The 20,825-nt window shown below is 66.2% G+C and carries 19 protein-coding genes; 16 read left to right on the plus strand and 3 right to left on the minus strand.

Annotated features, from left to right (window positions below):
• Nucleotides 1–176 precede the first annotated feature (176 nt).
• The 15 genes from LDJ84_RS08135 (at nt 177) to LDJ84_RS08205 (ending at nt 16,356) form a co-directional block, all read left to right on the plus strand.
• Nucleotides 177–1,796 (plus strand): methyl-accepting chemotaxis protein, encoded by a 1,620-nt coding sequence (locus LDJ84_RS08135; protein WP_065086128.1) that lies wholly within the window; start codon nt 177–179, stop codon nt 1,794–1,796.
• Entirely contained in the window at nt 1,771–2,280 is a 510-nt protein-coding gene (locus LDJ84_RS08140) for a chemotaxis protein CheW (RefSeq protein WP_024765678.1), read from the plus strand. The genes LDJ84_RS08135 and LDJ84_RS08140 overlap by 26 nt, the downstream gene beginning before the upstream one ends.
• Nucleotides 2,277–3,515, plus strand: a complete 1,239-nt coding sequence (locus LDJ84_RS08145) for a CheR family methyltransferase (protein ID WP_226046175.1) — start codon at nt 2,277–2,279, stop codon at nt 3,513–3,515. Before LDJ84_RS08140 ends, LDJ84_RS08145 begins: the two co-directional genes overlap by 4 nt.
• A complete protein-coding gene (locus LDJ84_RS08150) occupies nt 3,508–4,194 on the plus strand; it encodes a chemotaxis protein CheW (RefSeq protein ID WP_226046176.1) in 687 nt (228 codons plus the stop codon). Before LDJ84_RS08145 ends, LDJ84_RS08150 begins: the two co-directional genes overlap by 8 nt.
• Nucleotides 4,191–6,479 carry a hybrid sensor histidine kinase/response regulator gene (locus tag LDJ84_RS08155; protein WP_226046177.1) on the plus strand — a complete coding sequence of 763 codons (2,289 nt, stop codon included), beginning with the start codon at nt 4,191–4,193 and terminating at the stop codon, nt 6,477–6,479. Before LDJ84_RS08150 ends, LDJ84_RS08155 begins: the two co-directional genes overlap by 4 nt.
• Nucleotides 6,476–7,483 carry a chemotaxis response regulator protein-glutamate methylesterase gene (locus LDJ84_RS08160; protein ID WP_024765675.1) on the plus strand — a complete coding sequence of 336 codons (1,008 nt, stop codon included), beginning with the start codon at nt 6,476–6,478 and terminating at the stop codon, nt 7,481–7,483. Before LDJ84_RS08155 ends, LDJ84_RS08160 begins: the two co-directional genes overlap by 4 nt.
• A 24-nt stretch (nt 7,484–7,507) precedes the next feature.
• Nucleotides 7,508–8,518: a response regulator gene (locus LDJ84_RS08165; protein WP_024765674.1), complete on the plus strand. Its 1,011-nt coding sequence runs from the start codon at nt 7,508–7,510 to the stop codon at nt 8,516–8,518.
• Nucleotides 8,519–8,637: 119 nt separating this feature from the next.
• Nucleotides 8,638–9,733, plus strand: a protein-coding gene (gene prfB, locus LDJ84_RS08170) for a peptide chain release factor 2 (RefSeq protein WP_099051256.1) whose coding sequence is annotated in 2 segments (ribosomal slippage) — nt 8,638–8,709 and nt 8,711–9,733 — 1,095 coding nt in all. Because the reading frame shifts where the segments join, the coding sequence is not laid out codon by codon here.
• A gap of 84 nt (nt 9,734–9,817) precedes the next feature.
• A complete protein-coding gene (gene lysS, locus LDJ84_RS08175) occupies nt 9,818–11,323 on the plus strand; it encodes a lysine--tRNA ligase (RefSeq protein WP_024765672.1) in 1,506 nt (501 codons plus the stop codon).
• 318 nt (nt 11,324–11,641) lie between these two features.
• On the plus strand, nt 11,642–12,358 hold the full coding sequence (locus tag LDJ84_RS08180) for a TetR/AcrR family transcriptional regulator (RefSeq protein WP_024765671.1): 717 nt from the start codon (nt 11,642–11,644) through the stop codon (nt 12,356–12,358).
• A gap of 107 nt (nt 12,359–12,465) precedes the next feature.
• Nucleotides 12,466–13,029, plus strand: coding sequence for a hypothetical protein (locus LDJ84_RS08185; protein ID WP_065086133.1), 564 nt, complete (start codon nt 12,466–12,468; stop codon nt 13,027–13,029).
• The gene (locus tag LDJ84_RS08190; protein ID WP_054908275.1) at nt 13,026–14,330 is read left to right on the plus strand and encodes a flavohemoglobin expression-modulating QEGLA motif protein; all 1,305 of its coding nucleotides are present in this window, start codon (nt 13,026–13,028) and stop codon (nt 14,328–14,330) included. Before LDJ84_RS08185 ends, LDJ84_RS08190 begins: the two co-directional genes overlap by 4 nt.
• A 222-nt stretch (nt 14,331–14,552) precedes the next feature.
• A complete protein-coding gene (locus LDJ84_RS08195) occupies nt 14,553–15,488 on the plus strand; it encodes an alpha/beta hydrolase (protein WP_193453002.1) in 936 nt (311 codons plus the stop codon).
• Nucleotides 15,485–15,808: a hypothetical protein gene (locus LDJ84_RS08200; RefSeq protein ID WP_024765667.1), complete on the plus strand. Its 324-nt coding sequence runs from the start codon at nt 15,485–15,487 to the stop codon at nt 15,806–15,808. The genes LDJ84_RS08195 and LDJ84_RS08200 overlap by 4 nt, the downstream gene beginning before the upstream one ends.
• 38 nt (nt 15,809–15,846) lie before the next feature.
• Nucleotides 15,847–16,356, plus strand: coding sequence for an O-acetyl-ADP-ribose deacetylase (locus LDJ84_RS08205; RefSeq protein WP_065086135.1), 510 nt, complete (start codon nt 15,847–15,849; stop codon nt 16,354–16,356).
• Between the two features lie 153 nt (nt 16,357–16,509).
• On the opposite strand, the gene LDJ84_RS08210 is transcribed toward LDJ84_RS08205, so the two are convergent.
• The 3 genes from LDJ84_RS08210 to LDJ84_RS08220 all read right to left on the minus strand — a co-directional run bounded on the left by LDJ84_RS08210 (nt 16,510) and on the right by LDJ84_RS08220 (nt 20,270).
• Nucleotides 16,510–17,301, minus strand: coding sequence for an OmpA family protein (locus LDJ84_RS08210; RefSeq protein ID WP_037017351.1), 792 nt, complete (start codon nt 17,299–17,301; stop codon nt 16,510–16,512).
• 37 nt (nt 17,302–17,338) lie between these two features.
• Entirely contained in the window at nt 17,339–17,749 is a 411-nt protein-coding gene (locus LDJ84_RS08215; protein WP_024765665.1) for a DUF4398 domain-containing protein, read from the minus strand.
• A 175-nt stretch (nt 17,750–17,924) separates the two neighbouring features.
• On the minus strand, nt 17,925–20,270 hold the full coding sequence (locus tag LDJ84_RS08220) for a heavy metal translocating P-type ATPase (RefSeq protein WP_226046178.1): 2,346 nt from the start codon (nt 20,268–20,270) through the stop codon (nt 17,925–17,927).
• An 87-nt stretch (nt 20,271–20,357) separates the two neighbouring features.
• Between LDJ84_RS08220 and cadR the strand changes: the two genes are divergently transcribed.
• On the plus strand, nt 20,358–20,825 hold the full coding sequence (gene cadR / locus LDJ84_RS08225) for a Cd(II)/Pb(II)-responsive transcriptional regulator (protein ID WP_084358848.1): 468 nt from the start codon (nt 20,358–20,360) through the stop codon (nt 20,823–20,825).

The following is a 20,825-nucleotide window of genomic DNA, read 5'->3' on the forward strand; positions in this document are numbered from 1 at the left end:
AAGAGTGAGAGTGGCAGAACCAGCGTGCTAAAAATTCGGAATAAAGAGAAAAGGTTCCGGTGTCTGCGGATACTATATGTCCTATCTTGCTGATGATTTGGTAGGAATTTACTTTCGCGGCGTGTTTCCCCGAATCCTTCCTACATCAGTACGCCACAAATCTCCTGGGGAACGCTGTGAAGAACTGGACTTTACGCCAACGCATCCTGGCCAGCTTTGCCGTCGTCATCGCGATCATGCTGCTGATGGTGGTGATTTCCTACACCCGCCTGCTGCGCGTCGAGGCCAGCACCAAGCGGGTCAGTGAGGACGCCATGCCTGGCACTTACGCCCTGACAACCGTCCGCTCGGCCTGGACTGACAGTATCCTGCTGACCCAGGTGTTGGTCGGCCTGAGCGACGGCAAGGCCCTCGACGAGGCTCGTCGCCAGGAGTTCCGTGCCAATCACGACACCCTGATCGAGCGCATTGCCTCCTACGAACGCACCGTCAACGATCCGCGCGACCATGAGATCCTCGCCCACTTCAAGCAGCAGGCGAGCGAGTACGACGCGTTGCTGGGCCAGGTACTGCAGCTTTACGGCACTGACCGTGAAGCGGCGCGCAAGCTCCTGCTGGATCGCCTGGAGCCCATGTGGGAAGACGGCCGCAAGACCCTCAACCAACTGATCTCGCTGAACAAGGAGATCGCCGATGCCGCTTCCGCGAACATCGTCACCGAGGTGACCACCGCCAAGGCCATCATGCTGATCTCCCTGCTGCTGGCCATCGCCGTCGCCGCGGTGTGCGGCCTGTTGCTGATGCGTGCCATCACCGGACCGGTGAGCCAGGTGGTCAAAGGTTTGCAGGTGATGGGCAGCGGGGACTTCACCACGCGCCTGGCGATGGAGCGCAACGACGAGTTCGCGGTGATAGAGACCGGCTTCAACGGCATGGCCGAGGAGCTCAAGGGCCTGGTTTCGCAGGCGCAGCGCTCGGCCATCCAGGTGACCACCTCGGTCACCGAGATCGCCGCCACCTCCAAGCAGCAGCAGGCCACCGCCACCGAGACCGCCGCCACGACCACCGAGATCGGCGCTACCTCGCGGGAAATCGCCGCCACCTCGCGCGACCTGGTGCGCACCATGACCGAAGTGTCGTCGGCTGCCGAGCAGACTTCCACCCTGGCCGGCTCCGGCCAGCTCGGCCTGGCGCGCATGGAAGAGACCATGCACCACGTGATGGGCGCCGCCGAACTGGTCAACGCCAAGCTGGCGATCCTCAACGAGCGCGCCGGCAACATCAACCAGGTGGTCACCACCATCGTCAAGGTGGCCGACCAGACCAACCTGCTGTCGCTCAACGCCGCTATCGAGGCGGAGAAGGCCGGCGAGTACGGCCGCGGCTTCGCCGTGGTGGCTACCGAAGTGCGCCGGCTGGCCGACCAGACCGCCGTGGCCACTTACGATATCGAGCAGATGGTCCGCGAGATCCAGTCCGCCGTCTCTGCCGGCGTAATGGGCATGGACAAGTTCTCCGAGGAGGTGCGTCGCGGCATTTCCGAAGTCGGCCAGGTCGGCGAGCAGCTCTCGCAGATCATCCAGCAGGTGCAGGCCCTGGCACCGCGTGTGCAGATGGTCAACGAAGGCATGCAGGCCCAGGCCACCGGCGCCGAGCAGATCAACCAGGCGCTGGTGCAGCTGGGCGAGGCCACCGGGCAGACCGTGGAATCCCTGCGTCAGGCCAGCTTCGCCATCGATGAGCTGAACCTCGTGGCCAACGGACTGCGCAATGGCGTCTCGCGCTTCAAGGTCTGACACCGCCGCGGCGGGCAGGCTGTACCTGCAATTCCGCCTGGGTGCGGACCGCTATGCGCTGGATGTCCATGACGTGATCGAAGTGCTGCCGGTGCCGGCGCTCAAGCGTGTGCCGGAAGCACCAGCCTGGGTTGCCGGGCTGTTTCCGCACCGTGGCGAGCTGCTGCCGGTGCTGGACATGAGCCAGCTTGCCTTCGGCCACAGCGCGCCACGCCGCACCAGTACGCGTCTGGTGCTGGTGCGCTATCGCGCCGTTGCGGAAGGGCAGGAACAGCGGCTCGGGCTGATCCTCGAACAGGCCACCCACACCTTGCGCCGCGACCCGGCGAGCTTCCGCGACTATGAACTGGACAACGGCAGCGCCCGCTACCTTGGCCCCGTTCTGGAAGACGAGCAGGGCCTGTTGCAGCGCGTGAGCGTCGACCAGTTGCTCAGCGACGAAGCCCGCGCGCGCCTGCTGCTGGACGGGAGTGCGCCGGCATGACCACCGATCCGCGCTTCGCCCGGTTGCTCAAGGAACGAATCGGCCTGGACGCCGAGTCCGTCGGCGACGCCGTGATCGAGCGCGCCGTGCGCCAGCGCTGCAACAAGGTCAGCGGTGGCAATGGCGAGCATTACTGGATGCTTCTGCAGGGCTCCACCGAGGAAGTGCAGGCGTTGATCGAGGCGGTGATCGTTCCGGAGACCTGGTTCTTCCGTTATCCCGAATCTTTCGGCGCGCTCGCCGATCTCGCGTCCCGGCGCGTGCTGGAGCTGGCCGGCAGCCGCCCGCTGCGTGTGCTGAGCCTGCCGTGCTCGACTGGCGAGGAGCCGTACTCGATCGTCATGGCACTGCTGGACGCAGGACTGGCACCGTCCGCCTTCCAGGTCGATGCGTTGGATGTCAGCCGCGCGGTGCTGGAGCGGGCGGAAGAAGGGCGTTATGGCCGCAACTCCTTCCGCGGTTCCAGCCTGGAATTCCGCGACCGCCATTTCAGCGCCGATGGCAACGATTACCAACTCGCCGAGGCGGTGCGCCGCAAGGTCCGCTTTCGCGTCGGTAACCTGCTGGCGCAGGGCTTGCTGGCCGGCGAGGCGCCCTATGACTATGTGTTCTGCCGCAACCTGCTGATCTATTTCGACCGGCCGACCCAGGAGCAGGTAGTGGAAGTGCTGTGTCGCCTGACGCGGCCGGATGGCGTGCTGTTCATCGGCCCGGCCGAGGCCAGCCTGATGTCGCGCATCGGGCTGCGTCCGCTGGGTGTCCCGCAATCCTTCGCCTTCCCGCTGGAAAGCGTCGAACCGGCTCCCCGCGTGGCGCCGCTGAACTGGACCGCGCCGGCGCCGATCCCACGTCCGGCTCCGCCCAAACCCGCGCCGGTGCGCCCGCGCCTGGCCGCCAAACCCGAGCAGCCGGTCACTGTGCCTGCCGGTAACGCGCTGGTGGAGATCGCCCGGCTGGCCAACGCCGGCCAGGCCGCCGAAGCGCGCCAGCGTTGCGAGGCGTGGCTGGCCGAGAATGGCCCGGACGCCGAAGCCTTCTACTGGCTCGGCCTGCTGGCCGATGCCCAGGGCCAGGGTAACGAGGCGCAGGCCTACTACCGCAAGGCCCTGTACCTGAAACCCGATCATCAGGAAAGCCTGCAGCACCTGGCCGCACTGCTCGCGGCCCAGGGCGACACGGCCGGCGCCCGGCGTCTGCAGGAGCGCGCCGCGCGAGGAGTGAAGCGCAATGGTTGAACGCGGCTACGCCACCTTTGGATCCGACCTGCCGTCAGTGGACGACTGCTGGAACCGCATCGGCGTGCGCGGCGACCGGAGCTGCCCGAAGCTGGCCGAGCACATCCATTGCCGCAACTGCCCGGTGCATGCCGCCGCCGCCATCAGCCTGCTGGACCGTTACGCGCTGGGCAGCGAAGGTGCGGAGCTGGCGCCTGTCGAACCCACCGAAGTGGCCATCGAAGAGGGCCGCCCGCACCTGATCTTCCGACTCGGCGAGGAATGGCTGGGCCTGCCAACCCGCGCGCTGGCCGAGGTGGCACCGTCCTGCGTCGTGCACTCGCTGCCGCACCAGCGCTCGCCAGCGCTGCTGGGCGTGGCCAATGTGCGCGGCACCCTGGTGGCGTGCATTTCCCTGGGCGAGCTGCTCGGCCTCGACAATCGTACGGCCACTCGTGACGACGCCCGCGTCGTGCCGCGCATGCTGATCCTGGCGGCCGCTGGCGGGCCGATCATCTCGCCGGTGGACGAGGTGGAAGGCATCCATGAGTTGGACGAGGGCGCCATAGTCGAAGCTTCGTCCCAGAACCACGCGGCCACCGATCGCTTTACCCGCGGCGTGATGCTGTGGCGCAGCCGCAGCATCCGCCTGCTCGATCAGGAAGCCCTGCTCGATGCCGCCACCCGGAGCCTCGCATGACCCCGGACCAGATGAAGGACGCATCGATGCTGGAGCTGTTCCGCCTGGAGGCGGAGGCTCAGACGCAGGTGCTGGTGCAGGGCCTGATGGCGCTGGAGCGCAACCCGACCCAGGCCGACCAGCTCGAAGCCTGCATGCGCGCGGCGCACTCGCTCAAGGGCGCGGCGCGGATCGTCGGGCTGGATGCCGGCGTGCAGGTCGCCCATGTGATGGAGGACTGCCTGGTCGGCGCCCAGGAGGGCCGCCTGCGGCTGACCTCCGGGCATATCGACGCGCTGCTGGCCGGCACCGATATCCTCCTGCACATCGCCGACGCCCAGCCCGAGCGTGCGGAGCAGGCCCAGCAGGGCGTGCCGGCCATGGTCGAACGCCTGCAGGCGCTGCTTTCCGGAAAGGCCCCGGCACCGCCGGCGCCTCCCGTTGCCATGCCGGTCGAGCCGGCCCCCGTCGCCATTGAGGCGGCTACTGAATCGCCCACGCCGCCTGCCGCGCCCGCCGAGCCGGCACCCCGTCGCCGCTCCAGCGACAGCGATGAAGCCGGCGAACGCGTGCTGCGGGTTACCGCCGAGCGCCTCAACCAACTGCTCGACTATTCCAGCAAGTCGCTGGTGGAGTCCCAGCGCCTCAAGCCGCTGCTCGATTCCCTGCAGCGCCTCAAGCGCATCCAGGCCAGTGCCAGCCGCGTCCTGGATGGCGCCCGCGACGCCGCCAGCACGGCCAATCTCGACGCCGAGGCGCAGGCTTATCTGGCCGACGCGCGCCGCCTGGTCGGCGAGTGCCAGCAACTGCTCAGCGAGCAGATCGCCGAGCTGGACGAATTCAGTTTCAAGGCCGGCCAGCGCGCGCAGTCGCTCTACGACACCGCATTGTCCTGCCGCATGCGTCCCTTCTCCGACGTGCTGTCCGGGCAGGCGCGGATGGTCCGCGATCTCGGCCGCTCGTTGGGCAAGGCCGTGCGCCTCGACGTGCAGGGCGCGACGACCCAGGTCGACCGCGATGTGCTGGAAAAGCTCGAGGCGCCGCTCACTCATCTGCTGCGCAACGCCGTCGACCACGGTATCGAATCCGCCGAGGTACGCGCCCGCGCCGGCAAGCCGGAACAGGGCGTCATCCAGCTGCTGGCCCGCCATCACGCCGGCATGCTGGTCCTGGAGCTGCAGGATGACGGCGGCGGTGTTGACCTCGACCGCCTGCGCAGCGCCATCGTCCGCCGCCAGCTGTCCACCGAGGAAACCGTGGCGCGCCTCACCGAGGACGAGCTGCTGAGCTTCCTGTTCCTGCCCGGCTTCAGCATGCGCGAGCAGGTCACCGAGGTGTCCGGCCGCGGTGTCGGCCTGGACGCCGTGCAGCACATGGTGCGCCAGCTGCGCGGCGGCATCCGCATGGAGCAGGTGCGCGGGCAGGGCGCGCGCTTCCACCTGGAAGTGCCGCTGACGCTGTCCGTGGTGCGCAGTCTGGTCGTCACCATCGGTGGCGAGGCCTATGCCTTCCCGCTGGCGCACATCGAGCGCATGCGCCGGTTGGCGCCGGACGAGATCGTCCAGCTCGAAGGCCGCCAGCAGTTCTGGCATGAAGGTCGGCATGTCGGGCTGGTGTCCGCCAGCCAACTGTTGCAGCGCCCCGATGGCGAAGCGACGCCGGACGAGATTCCGGTGGTGGTGATCCGTGACCGCGAAAGTGCCTATGGCGTGGCGGTGGAGAAGTTCATCGGCGAGCGCACCCTGGTGGTGGTGCCGCTGGACGCGCGGCTGGGCAAGGTGCAGGACGTTTCCGCCGGTGCGCTGCTGGATGACGGCACGCCGGTGTTGATCCTCGACGTCGAGGACATGCTGCGCTCGGTGGAGAAGCTCCTGGCTACCGGCCGGCTCGAACGCATCGACCCTACCGGGCGCCTCGCCGGCCCGGCGCGCAAGCGCGTGCTGGTGGTGGACGACTCGCTCACCGTGCGTGAATTGGAGCGTAAGCTGTTGCTGGGGCGGGGGTATGACGTCGCCGTCGCGGTGGACGGTATGGATGGCTGGAACGCCCTGCGCTCGGAGCATTTCGACCTGGTCATCACCGACATCGACATGCCGCGCATGGACGGTATCGAGCTGGTGACTCTGATCCGCCGCGACACCCGCCTGCAATCGCTGCCGGTGATGGTGGTGTCCTACAAGGACCGCGAAGAAGATCGTCGACGCGGCCTGGATGCCGGCGCCGACTATTATCTGGCCAAGGCCAGCTTCCACGACGAGGCCCTGCTGGATGCGGTGGTCGACCTGATCGGGAGTGCGCAGGGATGAAGATAGGGATAGTCAACGACATGCCCCTGGCGGTGGAGGCGATGCGCCGCGCGCTCGCGTTCGAGCCGGCGCACCGCGTCGTCTGGGTCGCCGCCAACGGCGCCGAAGCGCTGGAGATGTGCGCCGCGCAGAAGCCCGACGTGATCCTCATGGACCTGCTGATGCCAGTGATGGATGGCGTCGAGGCGACCCGTCGGATCATGGCCCAGAGCCCTTGCGCGATCATCGTCGTCACGGTGGACCTGGAGCAGAACATGAGCCGCGTGTTCGACGCCATGGGCAATGGCGCCGTGGACGCGGTGAACACCCCGGCCATGGGCTCCGGAGACCCTGCCGAGGCGGCTCGGCCGCTGCTGCGAAAACTGCAGAACCTGGCCTGGCTCAACGCCCCGCTCGACAGCCGCCCGACCGCCAGCGCGGCGCCGGCGCGCAAGGGTTCGGGGGCGCGCAAGCTGATCGCCATCGGCTCTTCGGCGGGCGGCCCGGCGGCGCTGGCCGACCTGTTCGCCCGTCTGCCGGCGGATTTCCCGGCGGCCATTGTGGTCGTTCAGCATGTCGACGAGGTGTTTGCCGCCGGCATGGCCGAGTGGCTCTCGACCCAATCGACGATTCCGGTGCGCCTGGCCCGCAACGGCGAGCCGCCGCAGCCGGGCTGCGTGCTGCTGGCCGGCACCAATCACCATATCCGCCTGGTCAAGGGCGGCGAGCTGGCCTACACCGCCCAGCCCAGTGGCCACATCTATCGGCCCTCGATCGATGTGTTCTTCGACAGTGTGGTGGAGTACTGGCCTGGCGACGCCGTTGGCGTGCTGCTCACCGGCATGGGCCGGGACGGCGCCGAGGGATTGAAACGCATGCGCGAACGCGGCTTTTTGACGCTGGCCCAGGACCAGGCCAGCAGCGCCGTGTACGGTATGCCCAAGGCTGCGGCGGCGATCGGCGCCGCCGTGGAGATTCGCGCGCTGGGCGACATCGCCCGAAGACTCGCTGAAGTCTGCGCCTGAGTGCAGGCTACGGAGCCCCATCAGATGAACCCTTTGACGAGTGACTACCCCGTGAACACCCCAGGCGATTCCGCTGTGATGGTGCTGCTGGTCGATGACCAGCCGATGATCGGCGAGGCCGTGCGCCGCGCGCTGGCGGACGACCCTGGCATTGACTTCCATTTCTGCTCCGATCCGCACCAGGCCATTGCCCTGGCCATTCAGATCAAACCCACGGTGATCCTCCAGGACCTGGTGATGCCCGGCGCCGATGGCCTCTCGCTGGTACGCGAGTACCGCGGCAACCCGGCCACCCGCGACCTGCCGATCATCGTGCTGTCGACCAAGGAAGACCCGGCGGTGAAGAGCGCGGCGTTCAGCGCCGGCGCCAACGACTACCTGGTCAAGCTGCCCGACGCCATTGAGCTGATCGCCCGCGTGCGCTACCACTCGCGTTCTTACCTCGCCCTGCAGCAGCGCGACGAGGCCTACCGAGCCCTGCGCGAGAGCCAGCAGCAGTTGCTGGAAACCAACCTGGTGTTGCAGCGGCTGATGAACTCCGACGGCCTGACCGGGCTGTCCAACCGCCGGCACTTCGACGAATACCTGGAAATGGAGTGGCGCCGCGGCCTGCGCGAGCAGACCCAGCTGTCGATCCTGTTGATCGACGTGGATCACTTCAAGGCTTACAACGATACCTTCGGCCACGTGCAGGGCGACGAGGCGCTGCGCCAGGTGGCCGGGGCGATCCGCGCCAGCGCCAGCCGCCCCTCGGACCTGCCGGCGCGCTACGGCGGCGAGGAGTTCGTCATGGTCCTGCCCAACACCTCGCCCGGCGGCGCACGCCTGCTCGCCGAGAAGCTGCGGCGCCTGGTGCAGGATCTGAATATCCGCCACGAACTGCCCACTCCGGGCTCGTCGCTGACCATCAGCATCGGTGTGGCGACGCTGATCCCCCAGGCCGGGCAGGCCTGCCGCCAGCTCATCGAACTGGCCGACCAGGCGCTCTACAACGCCAAGCACGGCGGGCGCAACCAGGTGGCCATCGCCGGCTGAACGGGCGGGCAGGGCGCGAAAACGGTGGGCGTGCTTTGTCGCAAAGCCTGAAAAGGCGGCGAAAAATCACGTATACTTGCCGGCTTTTCTACGCCCTTTACCCGTGAGAGATGCCCGCCATGGAAATCCAACCGATCCTCAACAGCATCAAGGACCTCACCGACCGTACCCAGTCGATTCGGGGGTATCTTTGACTACGATCTGAAACATGATCGTCTGATTGAAGTCAACCGCGAGCTGGAAGACCCGGCGGTCTGGAACAAGCCCGAATACGCCCAGAACCTGGGCCGCGAGCGCGCCATGCTGGCGCAGATCGTCGAGACCCTCGACGAGCTCACCGGCGGTCTGGCCGACTCCCGCGACCTGCTCGACATGGCGGTCGAAGAGGATGACGAAGGCGCCGTGGCCGACGTCGAGGCCGAAGTCCAGCGCCTGCGCGAGATCCTCGAGAAGCTCGAGTTCCGCCGCATGTTCAGCGGCGAGATGGACCCCAACAACGCCTACCTGGACATCCAGGCCGGCTCCGGCGGCACCGAAGCCCAGGACTGGGCCAACATGCTGCTGCGCATGTACCTGCGCTGGGCCGACAAGAACGGCTTCGATGCCGAGATCGTCGAGCTGTCCGAGGGCGAAGTCGCCGGCATCAAGGGCGCCACTGTGCACATCAAGGGCGAGTACGCCTTCGGCTGGCTGCGCACCGAGATCGGCGTGCACCGACTGGTGCGCAAGAGCCCGTTCGACTCCGGCAACCGTCGCCACACCTCGTTCACCGCAGTGTTCGTCTCGCCGGAAATCGACGACAACATCGAGATCGAGATCAACCCGGCCGACCTGCGCATCGACACCTACCGCTCCTCCGGCGCGGGCGGTCAGCACGTGAACACCACCGACTCCGCGGTGCGTATCACCCACGTACCGACCAACACTGTGGTGGCGTGCCAGAACGAACGCTCCCAGCACGCCAACAAGGACACCGCCATGAAGATGCTGCGGGCCCGGTTGTACGAGCAGGAGATGCAGAAGCGCACCGCCGCCTCGCAGGCGCTGGAAGACACCAAGTCCGATATCGGCTGGGGCCACCAGATCCGTTCCTACGTGCTCGACCAGTCGCGTATCAAGGACCTGCGTACCGGCGTGGAACGCAGCGATTGCGACAAGGTGCTCGACGGCGACCTCAACGAATACCTGGAAGCCAGCCTGAAACAAGGCCTGTAAACAGCACCACCCTGCAGGGCTCGCCATACGGCGAGCCCTGCCAGTAACCCCATATTGATCAAGACGCCAGGCAGATAGACGACCATGAGCGACCAACAACTCGACCAGCACGACCTGCAACAGGAAGAAAACAAGCTGATCGCCCAGCGCAAGGAAAAGCTTGCCGCCGTGCGTGAGGCCAAGGCCATTGCCTTCCCCAACGACTTCCGCCGCGCCGACTACTTCGCGGACCTGCAGAAACAGTACGCCGACAAGACCAAGGAAGAGCTGGAAGCAGCCGCCATCCCGGTCAAGGTCGCCGGTCGCATCATGCTCAACCGTGGTTCGTTCATCGTCCTGCAGGACAGCAGCGGCCGTCTGCAGGCCTACGTGAACCGCAAGACCCTGCCGGAAGAAACCCTGGCCGAGATCAAGACCTGGGACCTGGGCGATATCATCGGCGCCGAAGGCACCCTGGCCCGTTCCGGCAAGGGCGACCTGTACGTCGAGATGACCAGCGTGCGCCTGCTGACCAAGTCCCTGCGCCCACTGCCGGACAAGCACCACGGCCTGACCGACACCGAGCAGCGCTACCGCCAGCGCTACGTCGACCTGATCGTCAACGAAGAAACCCGCCACACCTTCCGCGTGCGTTCGCAGGTCATCGCCCACATCCGTCGCTTCCTTTCCGATCGCGGCTTCCTCGAAGTGGAAACCCCGATGCTGCAGACCATCCCCGGCGGCGCGGCGGCCAAGCCCTTCGAAACCCACCACAACGCGCTGGACATGGCCATGTTCCTGCGTATCGCCCCGGAGCTGTACCTCAAGCGCCTGGTGGTCGGTGGCTTCGAGAAGGTCTTCGAGATCAACCGCAACTTCCGTAACGAAGGCGTTTCGACCCGGCACAACCCCGAGTTCACCATGCTCGAGTTCTACCAGGCCTACGCCGACTACGAAGACAACATGGACCTGACCGAGGAGCTGTTCCGCGAGCTGGCCCAGGCCGTGCTCGGCAGCACCGACGTGCCCTACGGCGACAAGGTCTTCCACTTCGGCGAGCCGTTCGCCCGCCTGTCCGTGTTCGATGCCATCCTCAAGTACAACCCGGAACTCACCGCGGCTGATCTGAACGACCTCGAGAAGGCCCGCGCCATCGCCAAGAAGGCCGGCGCCAAGGTTCTCGGCCACGAAGGCCTGGGCAAGCTGCAGGTGATGATTTTCGAAGAGCTGGTCGAGCACAAGCTGGAGCAGCCGCACTTCATCACCCAGTATCCGTTCGAAGTCTCCCCGCTGGCGCGCCGCAACGACAACGACCCGAGCGTCACCGACCGCTTCGAGCTGTTCATCGGTGGCCGCGAGATCGCCAACGCCTACTCCGAGCTCAACGACGCCGAAGACCAGGCCGAGCGCTTCATGCTGCAGGTGAAGGAGAAGGACGCCGGTGACGACGAGGCGATGCACTACGACGCCGACTTCGTCAACGCGCTGGAATACGGCATGCCGCCCACCGCCGGCGAAGGCATCGGTATCGACCGCCTGGTGATGCTGCTGACCAACTCGCCGTCGATCCGCGACGTCATCCTGTTCCCGCATATGCGCCCGCAGGCGTAAGCACAGGAGTCAGCGAAAAAAGGCCGCCCACTGGGCGGCCTTTTTCGTTTTTGCGTCGATCGGGCGGACGGGCGACACGGGCCCTCCGTGCGTTTCCGAGGTCGGGCGGTTCTTGTAGGATCGTCCGACGAAATGCATGTCACTCCCGTGGCTCGTGCGCTATGTGGCACGTCATACACCCAGGCCTGACTCCCTGCCGCCTGCTCTGCCTCGCGGCCTGCTTCGTGCGCCGGTGTCGCAGCCGCATGGCGGCGATTGTTTTCCCACAGAAAAGCTCGAACAATGCGCCATCAGGCCGCGCCGTCGGAGGTAATGCCCGTGACCCCAGTGTCCCCGCGAGACAGTGCCGCGCAAGTCGCCAGCGCCATCGCCGAAAGTGTCAAATACCAGGGCCGCAAGGCCAGCCGCCAGGGCAGCGAGCAGCGCCGCCAGGCGATCCTCGACGCCGCCCTGCGGATCATCGTGCGCGATGGCGTCCGCGCCGTACGCCACCGTGCCGTGGCCGCCGAGGCCGGCGTGCCGCTGTCCGCCACCACCTACTACTTCAAGGACATCCAGGACCTCATCACCGATACCTTCGCGCTCTTCGTCGAGCGTAGCGCCGAAGCCCTGTCGACCTTCTGGGGCAGCGTCGAGGGTGACCTCCAGGCCATGGCCGCCGGCCTCGCCCAGGACGACCCACAGGCGCGCCGCGAGCTGACCGCGAATATCGTCGAGCTGGCGATCCAGTACGTCATGGTCCAGCTCAACGAACGCCGCGAGCACCTGCTGGCCGAACAGGCCTTCCGCCAGGAGGCGCTGCTCAACCCCAGCCTCAGCGATCTGGCGCAGCGCCACCGGCGGATTCTTTCCCTGGGCGTGGTGCATTTCTTCGAAGTGCTCGGTTCAAAGCAGCCCGAGCAGGATGCCCGGGTGTTGACGGCCATCATCCTGCAGATGGAGTATCAGGGCCTGCTGGACGGCGCCGACCACCTGCAGACCGAGGAAATGCGTGCCATCCTTAGCCGCTATCTCGATCTGGTGATGGGCCTGTAGCCCCGGCTGCTGCATTCCAACCCCGCCATCCGGCGGGGTTTTCGTGTCGGAACTCTGGACGCCTTGGCGCATCGCATGCAAAGGCATCCGGACCTAAGGAGGGCGTGATGAAAGTCTGGCGTGCACTGCTGCTGTTGAGCATCTGCCTGCTCAGTGGCTGTCTGGTGACGTTCAAGGACCCGATTCCGGCCAACGAGCCCGCGCCGGCTCACCTGCTGGGCCAGTGGTCGCGTGTGGACGAGTACGGCGAGGAGCAGTTCCTCGAGGTCACCCGCTCCGGCTCCAATCTCTACCGTGCGCTCAGCTACGTCGACAGCAAGGACAACACCGACAGTGTCGAGGACTTCGGCTTCACCGTCGCCCATCACGGCAGTCGCTGGTACCTCTCGGCCGGGTTGCCGAAGAGCATGGGCGGCAATTTCGCCCTGGCCGGCTTCGAGATCACCGACAAGGACGAACTGGTGATCTATAACCTGGATGTCGAGCATATCCTGCAGGACATGAAGGAAGGCGCGCTCAAGGGCGAGAAGGTCGACACCGAGCAGGGTGCCGGTGCGCTGGTGAGCAGCCCGCTCGCCGACGTCATCGCCTACCTGAATGATCCGGCCAATTCCGACGTGTTCGTCGAAGCGCTGCGCTTCTCGCGCGTGACCCCGGGAGAAAAGCAATGACCCCACGGCGCAAGAAGTCCACGCCCAACGAGTACCAGCAGATCATCCGCAGCCTGTCCGACCGGATCGTCGAGGCGCAGACACCGATCCGCGTACTCGATGCCATCAAGTGGGATGACAGCATCCGCGACGACTTCCTCAAGGGCCGCGGCAAGCATGCGCCCAAGGTCGACCGCAGCTACTACGACAGTCGCCCACTGTCCTTCGACAGCAGCGCGAAGAAGCAGGAATTCCAGAACATCGAGCGCGACATTACCCGCCACCTGGGGCAGTTCAATCCGGTCGGGCAGATCATGCGGCGCATGTGCAAGGAATACCGCATGGTCATCCGCATGCTCGAAGCACGCGGCACCCAGGACTTCGGGCTGATTTCCCAGGAGCTCTACGGCTCGGCCTCCGATGCTTTTCATGCCGGCGACCCGACCCTGGCCGACCTCGGCTTGATGCTCTCGGACTACCTGAACAACATCGCCGACCGAGGCGACCTCAAGGACGAACCCAAGACCCTTACCGCCAGTGACGCGGTGCGGATGTTGCAGGAGCGCCTGAACAAGGTGTTCGATGGCAAGGAAGACACCATCCGCGTCTTCGAGTCCGACGGCATCGTCGCTGACGCGGCGGCCGGCGCCGATTACATCAAGGTGCGTGCCGACGCCATGTTCAACGAGCGCGACGTGCGCGCGCTGGAAGTCCACGAAGGCCTGGTGCACGTCGGCACCACGCTCAATGGCCTCAACCAGCCGATCTGCACCTTCCTCGCCAAGGGCCCGCCGTCGTCCACCGTGACCCAGGAAGGCCTGGCGATCCTGATGGAAGTGATCGCCTTCGCCTCCTACCCGACCCGCCTGCGCAAGCTCACCAACCGCACCCGCGCCATCCACATGGCGGAGGAGGGGGCGGACTTCCTGGAAGTGTTCAACTTCTACCGCGAGCAGAACTACAGCGCGGAAAGCAGCTACCAGAACGCCAGCCGGGTGTTCCGCGGTTCGACGCCGTCGGGCCTGCCGTTCACCAAGGACCTGTCGTACCTCAAGGGCTTCATCCTGATCTACAACTACATCCAGCTCGCCGTGCGCAAGGGCAAGCTGGAGCAGATCCCGCTGCTGTTCTGCGGCAAGGCCACCCTGGAAGACATGCGCACCCTGCGCCAACTGGTGGACGAAGGCCTGGTGGTGCCGCCCAAGTACCTGCCGCCGCAGTTCCGCGACCTCAACGCACTGTCGGCGTGGATGTGTTTCTCCAACTTCCTCAACCACCTCAGCCTCGACCGCATCGAGGCGGACTACGCCAATATCCTCTAACGATTGGACGGCATGGCGTGCGGCTGGACACGCCCTCTCCCTAACCCGGGCTACGCACCCCGCTCCGAAGGGAGAGGGGATCGTTCGGTGCAGGATGACACCCTATAGCGTCAGCCGACACGGATAGCTCCCTCTCCCTTCAGGGAGAGGGCGGGGGAGAGGGGCTTTGATAGCGCGCCATTGCTGATCCATTTGAAGGAAGCTCCCAAGGATGACTTGCCGATGATCCGATGCTTCAAGGCCGCCGCGCTGGCAGTGCTGGTAGCCCTCAGCGGTTGCAGCTCGCTGCTGTTCTACCCCAGCGATGACGTCGCCATCACGCCCGCGCGGGCCAAACTGGAGTTCCGCGACGTCACGTTCACCACTGCCGATGGCGTTAGGCTCGCCGGCTGGTGGTTGCCGGCGAAAGCGGGCGTGCCGGTCAGGGGCACCGTGCTGCACCTGCACGGCAATGGCGGCAACATGGCGTGGCACCTGGGCGGCGCGTACTGGCTGCCGGAGCAGGGCTACCAGGTGCTGATGCTGGATTACCGCGGTTACGGCAAGTCCGAGGGCGAGCCGAGCCTGCCGGCAATCTACCAGGACATCGACGCCGCCTTCGCCTGGCTGGACAAGGCACCGGAGGTGCAGGGCAAACCGGTGATCCTGCTGGGCCAGAGCCTGGGCGGCGCCATGGCGGTGCATTACCTGGGCATGCACCCTGAGCGGCAGAAGAAGTTGAATGCCGTGGTGCTCGATGGCGTGCCGGCCAGTTACCGCGATGTGGCGCAGTACACCCTTAGCACCAGTTGGCTGACCTGGCCGCTGCAGGTGCCGCTGTCCTGGCTGGTGCCCGACGGCGATAGCGCGATCCGCTCCATGCCGCGACTTTCTGGCGCACCCGTGCTGTTCTTCCACAGCATCGACGATACCATTGTGCCCCTGGACAACGGCCTGACCCTCTACAAGGCCGCGCCGCCGCCCAAGGTCTTCCAGCTGACACGCGGCAATCACGTGGAAACCTTCGGGGAGCCGGTGTGGCGCGAAGTGATGCTGCGCTTCCTTGACGATCCGCAGCACTTCACCGGCCTGCGCCGGTTGGCCGAAGTCCCGAACTCTCCCTCTCCGGCGAAGCCACAGGAATCGCAGGCGGACCCGAAACAACAAGGCACCCCATGAACGACCGCAACCCGATCTCCTACATCCTCACTGTCATCGCCACCATCTTTGTCTCGGTCGGCACGCTCTGGTATTACGGCTACCTGCACTTTGCCAAGCCCGAGGACGCCCTGGAGCTGACCCAGTTCACCCTGCTGAAGAGCATCCCCGGCCAAGACACCAAACTTTCCCTCGATCCGGCCGACCAGCAGGCGCAGTGCATCGACGGCGTGCTGGTGATGTTCGACATGACCCAGAAGGGCCTGACCGGTGTGCTGGTCGACGGCCGCAAGCGCGCCGTGCGCTGCATGGGCGAGCAGACTCCGCAAGAAACCAAGTGACGGTCGGCCCTGACCCGGCGGACTGAGGGAGGAAGGTCATGAGCCATCCCGAGATCCGCATCTGGCAGGGCGACATCACCCGCCTCGACGTCGATGTCATCGTCAACGCCGCCAACAGTTCGCTGCTGGGCGGAGGTGGCGTCGACGGCGCAATCCACCGGGCCGCGGGCCCGGATCTGGTCCACGCCTGCCGCCCGCTGGGTGGCTGCAAGGCCGGCCAGGCGAAGATCACTCCCGGCTTCCGCCTGCCGGCGCGCTACGTCATACACACTGTCGGGCCCGTCTGGCGCGGCGGTGAGCATGGCGAGCCCGAGGTGCTTGCCCAGTGCTACTGCAACAGCCTGCAACTGGCCGAAGGCAACGGCCTCGCCAGCATCGCCTTTCCCGCCATCAGTACCGGTATCTACGGTTATCCCGCCGAAGCCGCGGCGCGGGTCGCCGTGGACGAACTGCGTCGTCCGCGCGGTGAAGGAAGTTCGCTGAAGGAAGTGGTGCTGGTGCCTTTCTCGGCCGAGATGGCCGAGCTTTACCGGCGCCTGCTGGCCTGAATAAATGCCCATGGTCGCGGGCTTGGCCCGCTCCAACAGGGAACGCAGGTCGTAGGACGGGTGGAGCGGAGCGATTCGCATGCTGTTGATGCAGTGCTCGAAGGGTATCGCTTCGCTCCACGCCATCCTACAAGAGCGCTGTCTCCCGAAGGATCAATAAGTGCCGCTTACCGCCGAGCGCGGCTGCACCGGGTTGGCGTCATTGGAAATGGTCACCTCGACGCGACGGTTCATGGCACGGCCGGCCGGAGTGGCGTTGCTCGACACCGGGTACTCCTTGCCGTAACCGCGAGAAACGACGCGATCGGGGGTGACACCCTGGCTCAGCAGCGCCAGGCGAATGGCGTCCGCGCGACGCTCGGAGAGCCTCTGGTTGTAGGAGGACGAGCCGCTGCTGTCGGTGTAGCCCTCGACGATGACCTTGCGTTCCGGATTCTGCTGCAGGTAGCCGGCGAGGTTCTGCACATTGCCCATGGCGCCAGGTTTCAGCTCGGCGCGGTCGAGGTCGAACAACACATCGCCGAAGGACACCATGGTTCCGCGCGAGGTCTGCTTGGCGTTCAACTCGCCCTTGAGCTTGTTCAGCTGTGCGGTACGAGCATCCAGGCGGGCCTGGGCGCGTTGGGCCGAGGTGTTCTTCAACTGATCCTCGGCGTCCCGCAGGGCCACCGTCTGGTTGGCCAGCTCGATGCGCTGCTGGGTCAGGTAGGCCATCTGGTCGACGTCCTTCTGGTCGGCGCCGTCGCGGTAGGCTTTGTCGGTCTTGGCCAGCCAATCGCCGGCGTCCTTGGTTTCCAGCGCGGCCTGCTGGGTGGCCTGGGGCTCGGCCTGCAGCGCCTGGAAGTCGCTGCGGGCTTTCTCCAGGTTGGCGTTGGGCGGTGTGGAGCACGCGGCGAGGGCCAGGGCGAGGGTCGAGACGGCGGGCAGTACGATGAGCTTGTTCATGTCGGAATTCCTTATATGACCGGACGTAGGGGCGGGATCACTGGGCCTGCTGCAGACCTTCCTGACGCAGCTCCATCACGCCCTGCTGGGCGTCCTTGACGTTGTTCTGCGCCTTCACGGCCTGCGACTTGCGCTCGGCCACGCGAGCGTCCCATTCGGCCTGCTGCGCCAGGCGCTTGGCCTGGTCGTATTCCTTGTCATTCAGGGCGATGCGCGCCTGGGCGAGTTTGTCCTGGGCATTCTTGGTTTCGACCGGGGCGAATTCGGGTCCACCTGAGCTGACGGCGGCGTTAACCGCCGATTCGGTGACGGCCATCTGTTCGCTGGGCGGGTTGCCGGCGCAGCCAGCCAGCAGCGCGGCGCTGCCAAGGGCGAGCAGGCTGAGGCGCAGGGAAGCGCGGGTCGAGGCGGTCGGGACGGTTCGAGCGCTCTGAGATTTCAGTTCCATTGGGTGAATCCTCTGACGTTGGGTAAGGGTTCCCTCGGCGATTCGAGTGCCGGTGGATGCCTGCCGCGCGGGTCTGCGGCTTCGTGGGCATCTGATTAGGGGACTAAGGGTTTTGTCAGGGGGTTCAAAAAAAATGCCCGCCGTATGGGTGGGCATTGGCGACGATCCACTGGAATCAGCCGCGATGACGCAGTAATCGCAGGCCGTTGAACACGACCAGCAGGCTGGCGCCCATGTCGGCGAAAACCGCCATCCACAGGGTGCCTTCGCCGGCCAGGGTGAGGGCAAGGAACACCGCTTTGATGCCCAGCGCGAGGGTGATGTTCTGGATCAGCACGCGGTGGGTCTGGCGCGACAGGCGTATGAAGGACGGCAGCTTGCGCAGGTCGTCATCCATCAGCGCGACGCCGGCGGTTTCGATGGCCGTATCGGTGCCCGCCGCGCCCATGGCGAAACCGATGTCGGCGCGTGCCAGGGCGGGAGCGTCGTTGATGCCGTCGCCGACCATGCCCACTCGCTTGCCACCTTCCTGGCGTTGCTTCACCTCACGCAATTTGTCTTCGGGCAGCAGGTTGCCCAGTGCTTCGTCGATGCCCACCTGGGCGCCGATGGCGGCGGCGGTGTGTGGGTTATCGCCGGTCAGCATCAGCGTCCTCACGCCCAGTTCATGCAGCTGGGCGACGGCTTCGCGGCTGGTCTCCTTGACGCCGTCGGCCACGGCGAACAGCGCCAGCGGACCTTGCGCATCGAGCAGCACGATGACCGTCTTGCCTTGCTGTTCGAGGGCGTCGAGGCGCTCTTCCAGCTCCTTCGAGCACAGCTCCAGCTCCTCCACCAGGCGGTGGTTGCCCAGGTGGTAGGTGCGACCGTCGATCTCGCCTTTCACGCCGCGGCCGGGCAGGGCGGTCAGCTCGCCGACGCTGTACAGCGCGATGTTGTCCGCTTCGGCGGCCTGGGCCACAGCGTGCGACACCGGGTGATCCGAGCGAGCAGCGAGGCTGGCGGCCAGTGCGCGCACGTCGCCGGCGTCGGTCTCCCGCAGGGCGGTGAAATCGGTCTGGCGCGGGCGACCTTCGGTGAGGGTGCCGGTCTTGTCGAGGGCGATCCAGCTCAACGAACGGCCCATTTCCAGGAACACGCCGCCCTTGATCAGGATACCCAGGCGAGCCGCCGCCGACAGGCCGCTGACGATGGTCACCGGAGTGGAGATGACCAGTGCGCAGGGGCAGGCGATCACCAGCAGCACCAACGCGCGGTAGACCCAGTCGAGCCAGGCGCCGCCGAAGAACAGCGGCGGCAGCAGCGCAGTGGCGATGGCGATGAGGAACACCGCCGGGGTGTAGAGGCGGGAGAACTGGTCGACGAAGCGCTGGGTCGGCGCACGCGAGCCCTGGGCTTCTTCCACCGCATGGATGATGCGTGCCAGGGTGCTGTCGTCGGCTACGCGGGTGACACGGTATTCCAGCGCGCTTTCACCGTTGATGGTGCCGGCGAACAGGGTGTCGCCGGCCTGTTTTTCCACCGGCAGACTCTCGCCGGTGATGGGCGCCTGGTTGACGCTGGAGCGGCCGTCGAGCACCTCGCCGTCCAGGGCGATGCGCTCGCCGGGGCGCACCCGCACCCGAGCGCCGAGAGCGACGGACTTGGCGGAGACTTCCTGCCATTGCCCGTCCACCTGTACCGTCGCCTGTTCCGGCGCCAGCTGCAGCAGGCCGCGAATGGCGTTGCGCGCGCGATCCAGCGACTTGGCCTCGATCAGTTCGGCGATGGCGAACAGCACGGCGACCATGGCCGCTTCCGGCCACTGGCCGATCAGCATGGCGCCGGTCACGGCGATGCTCATCAGGGCATTGATGTTGAGATTGCGGTTCTTCAGGGCGATCCAGCCCTTGCGGTAGGTCGGCAGGCCCGCGCCAAGGATGGCGGCAATGGCCAGCGCCGCCACCAGCCACTGCGGGCCGATGGCGAACCACTCGAAGAACTCAGCACCTGCCGCCGCGACACCGGCCAGCGCCAGTGGCCACCAGGGTTTCTGCTGGGTGGGTTGTGCGGGCGCGGGGGCGTTTTCAGCCACGGGCTCGGCCTGCATGCCCAGGGACGCCACCAGCTTCTGCAACGGCTCGATGCTGTCGAAACGGTGCTGCACGCGCAGCAGGCGCTGCATCAGGTTGAAGTCGAGGTCCTCCACCGTCGGCACGCGGCCCAGTGCGTCGCGCAGCAGGCGTTCCTCGGTGGGACAGTCCATGGCCTCGATGCGCAGGCTGGTCCAGCGCAGCTCGCCGGCCGCAGCCCCTGCCACGGCGCTTGCCGCTTGCGCGGGGTCGATGTGCTCATGCTGATGATCGTGATCGTGATCGTGATCGTGGGCATGGCCGTGATCATGCGGCGCAGGTTCGGCGGCCGGCGCGCGCAGCAGCGCGCCTTTGTCGCAGCCACAGCAGCCGGCGGCTTCCTGTTCGCGGTGCTGATCCTGGATTGGGGCGGGGCCGTGGATGATCGGGCCCTGGCGATTGGCAGTCATGTCGTCCGTTCCTGTTTGACGAGTTGCTGCTGATTGCACACCCTGTAGCAACTACAGAGTCAAGCACCTGCTGGCGAGGAGTCGAAAATGAAGATCGGTGAACTGGCGAAACTGACCGGCTGCCCGGTGGAAACCATTCGCTATTACGAGCGCGAAGGCCTGCTGCCCGCGCCGTCGCGCAGCGAAGGCAACTACCGCCAGTACGACGCCAGCCACGTCGAGCGGCTGTCGTTCATCCGCCATTGCCGTTCGCTGGACATGACCCAGGAGGAGATCCGCATCCTCCTCGGCCTGCGCGACCGCCCCGAGTCCGACTGCGGTACTGCCAACCGGCTGATCGACGAGCACCTGCACCACGTCGAGGTGCGCATCGCCGAACTGCAGTCGCTCAGCCAGCAATTGCGCGACCTGCGCGCGCAGTGCCAGGGCGAGGGCAGCAGCCTGGATTGCGGTATCCTGCGCGAGCTGGAGCAGCCGGCGGAGCCTTCGGTGATTCCCGATGCGTGCGCCGAGGCAGGGCATTTGCACGTGCCCGGCGTCCACGGCCGGCATTGA

It is taken from the genome of Pseudomonas sp. HS-18, from assembly GCF_020401845.1.
Classification (GTDB): Bacteria; Pseudomonadota; Gammaproteobacteria; order Pseudomonadales; family Pseudomonadaceae; genus Pseudomonas; species Pseudomonas nitroreducens.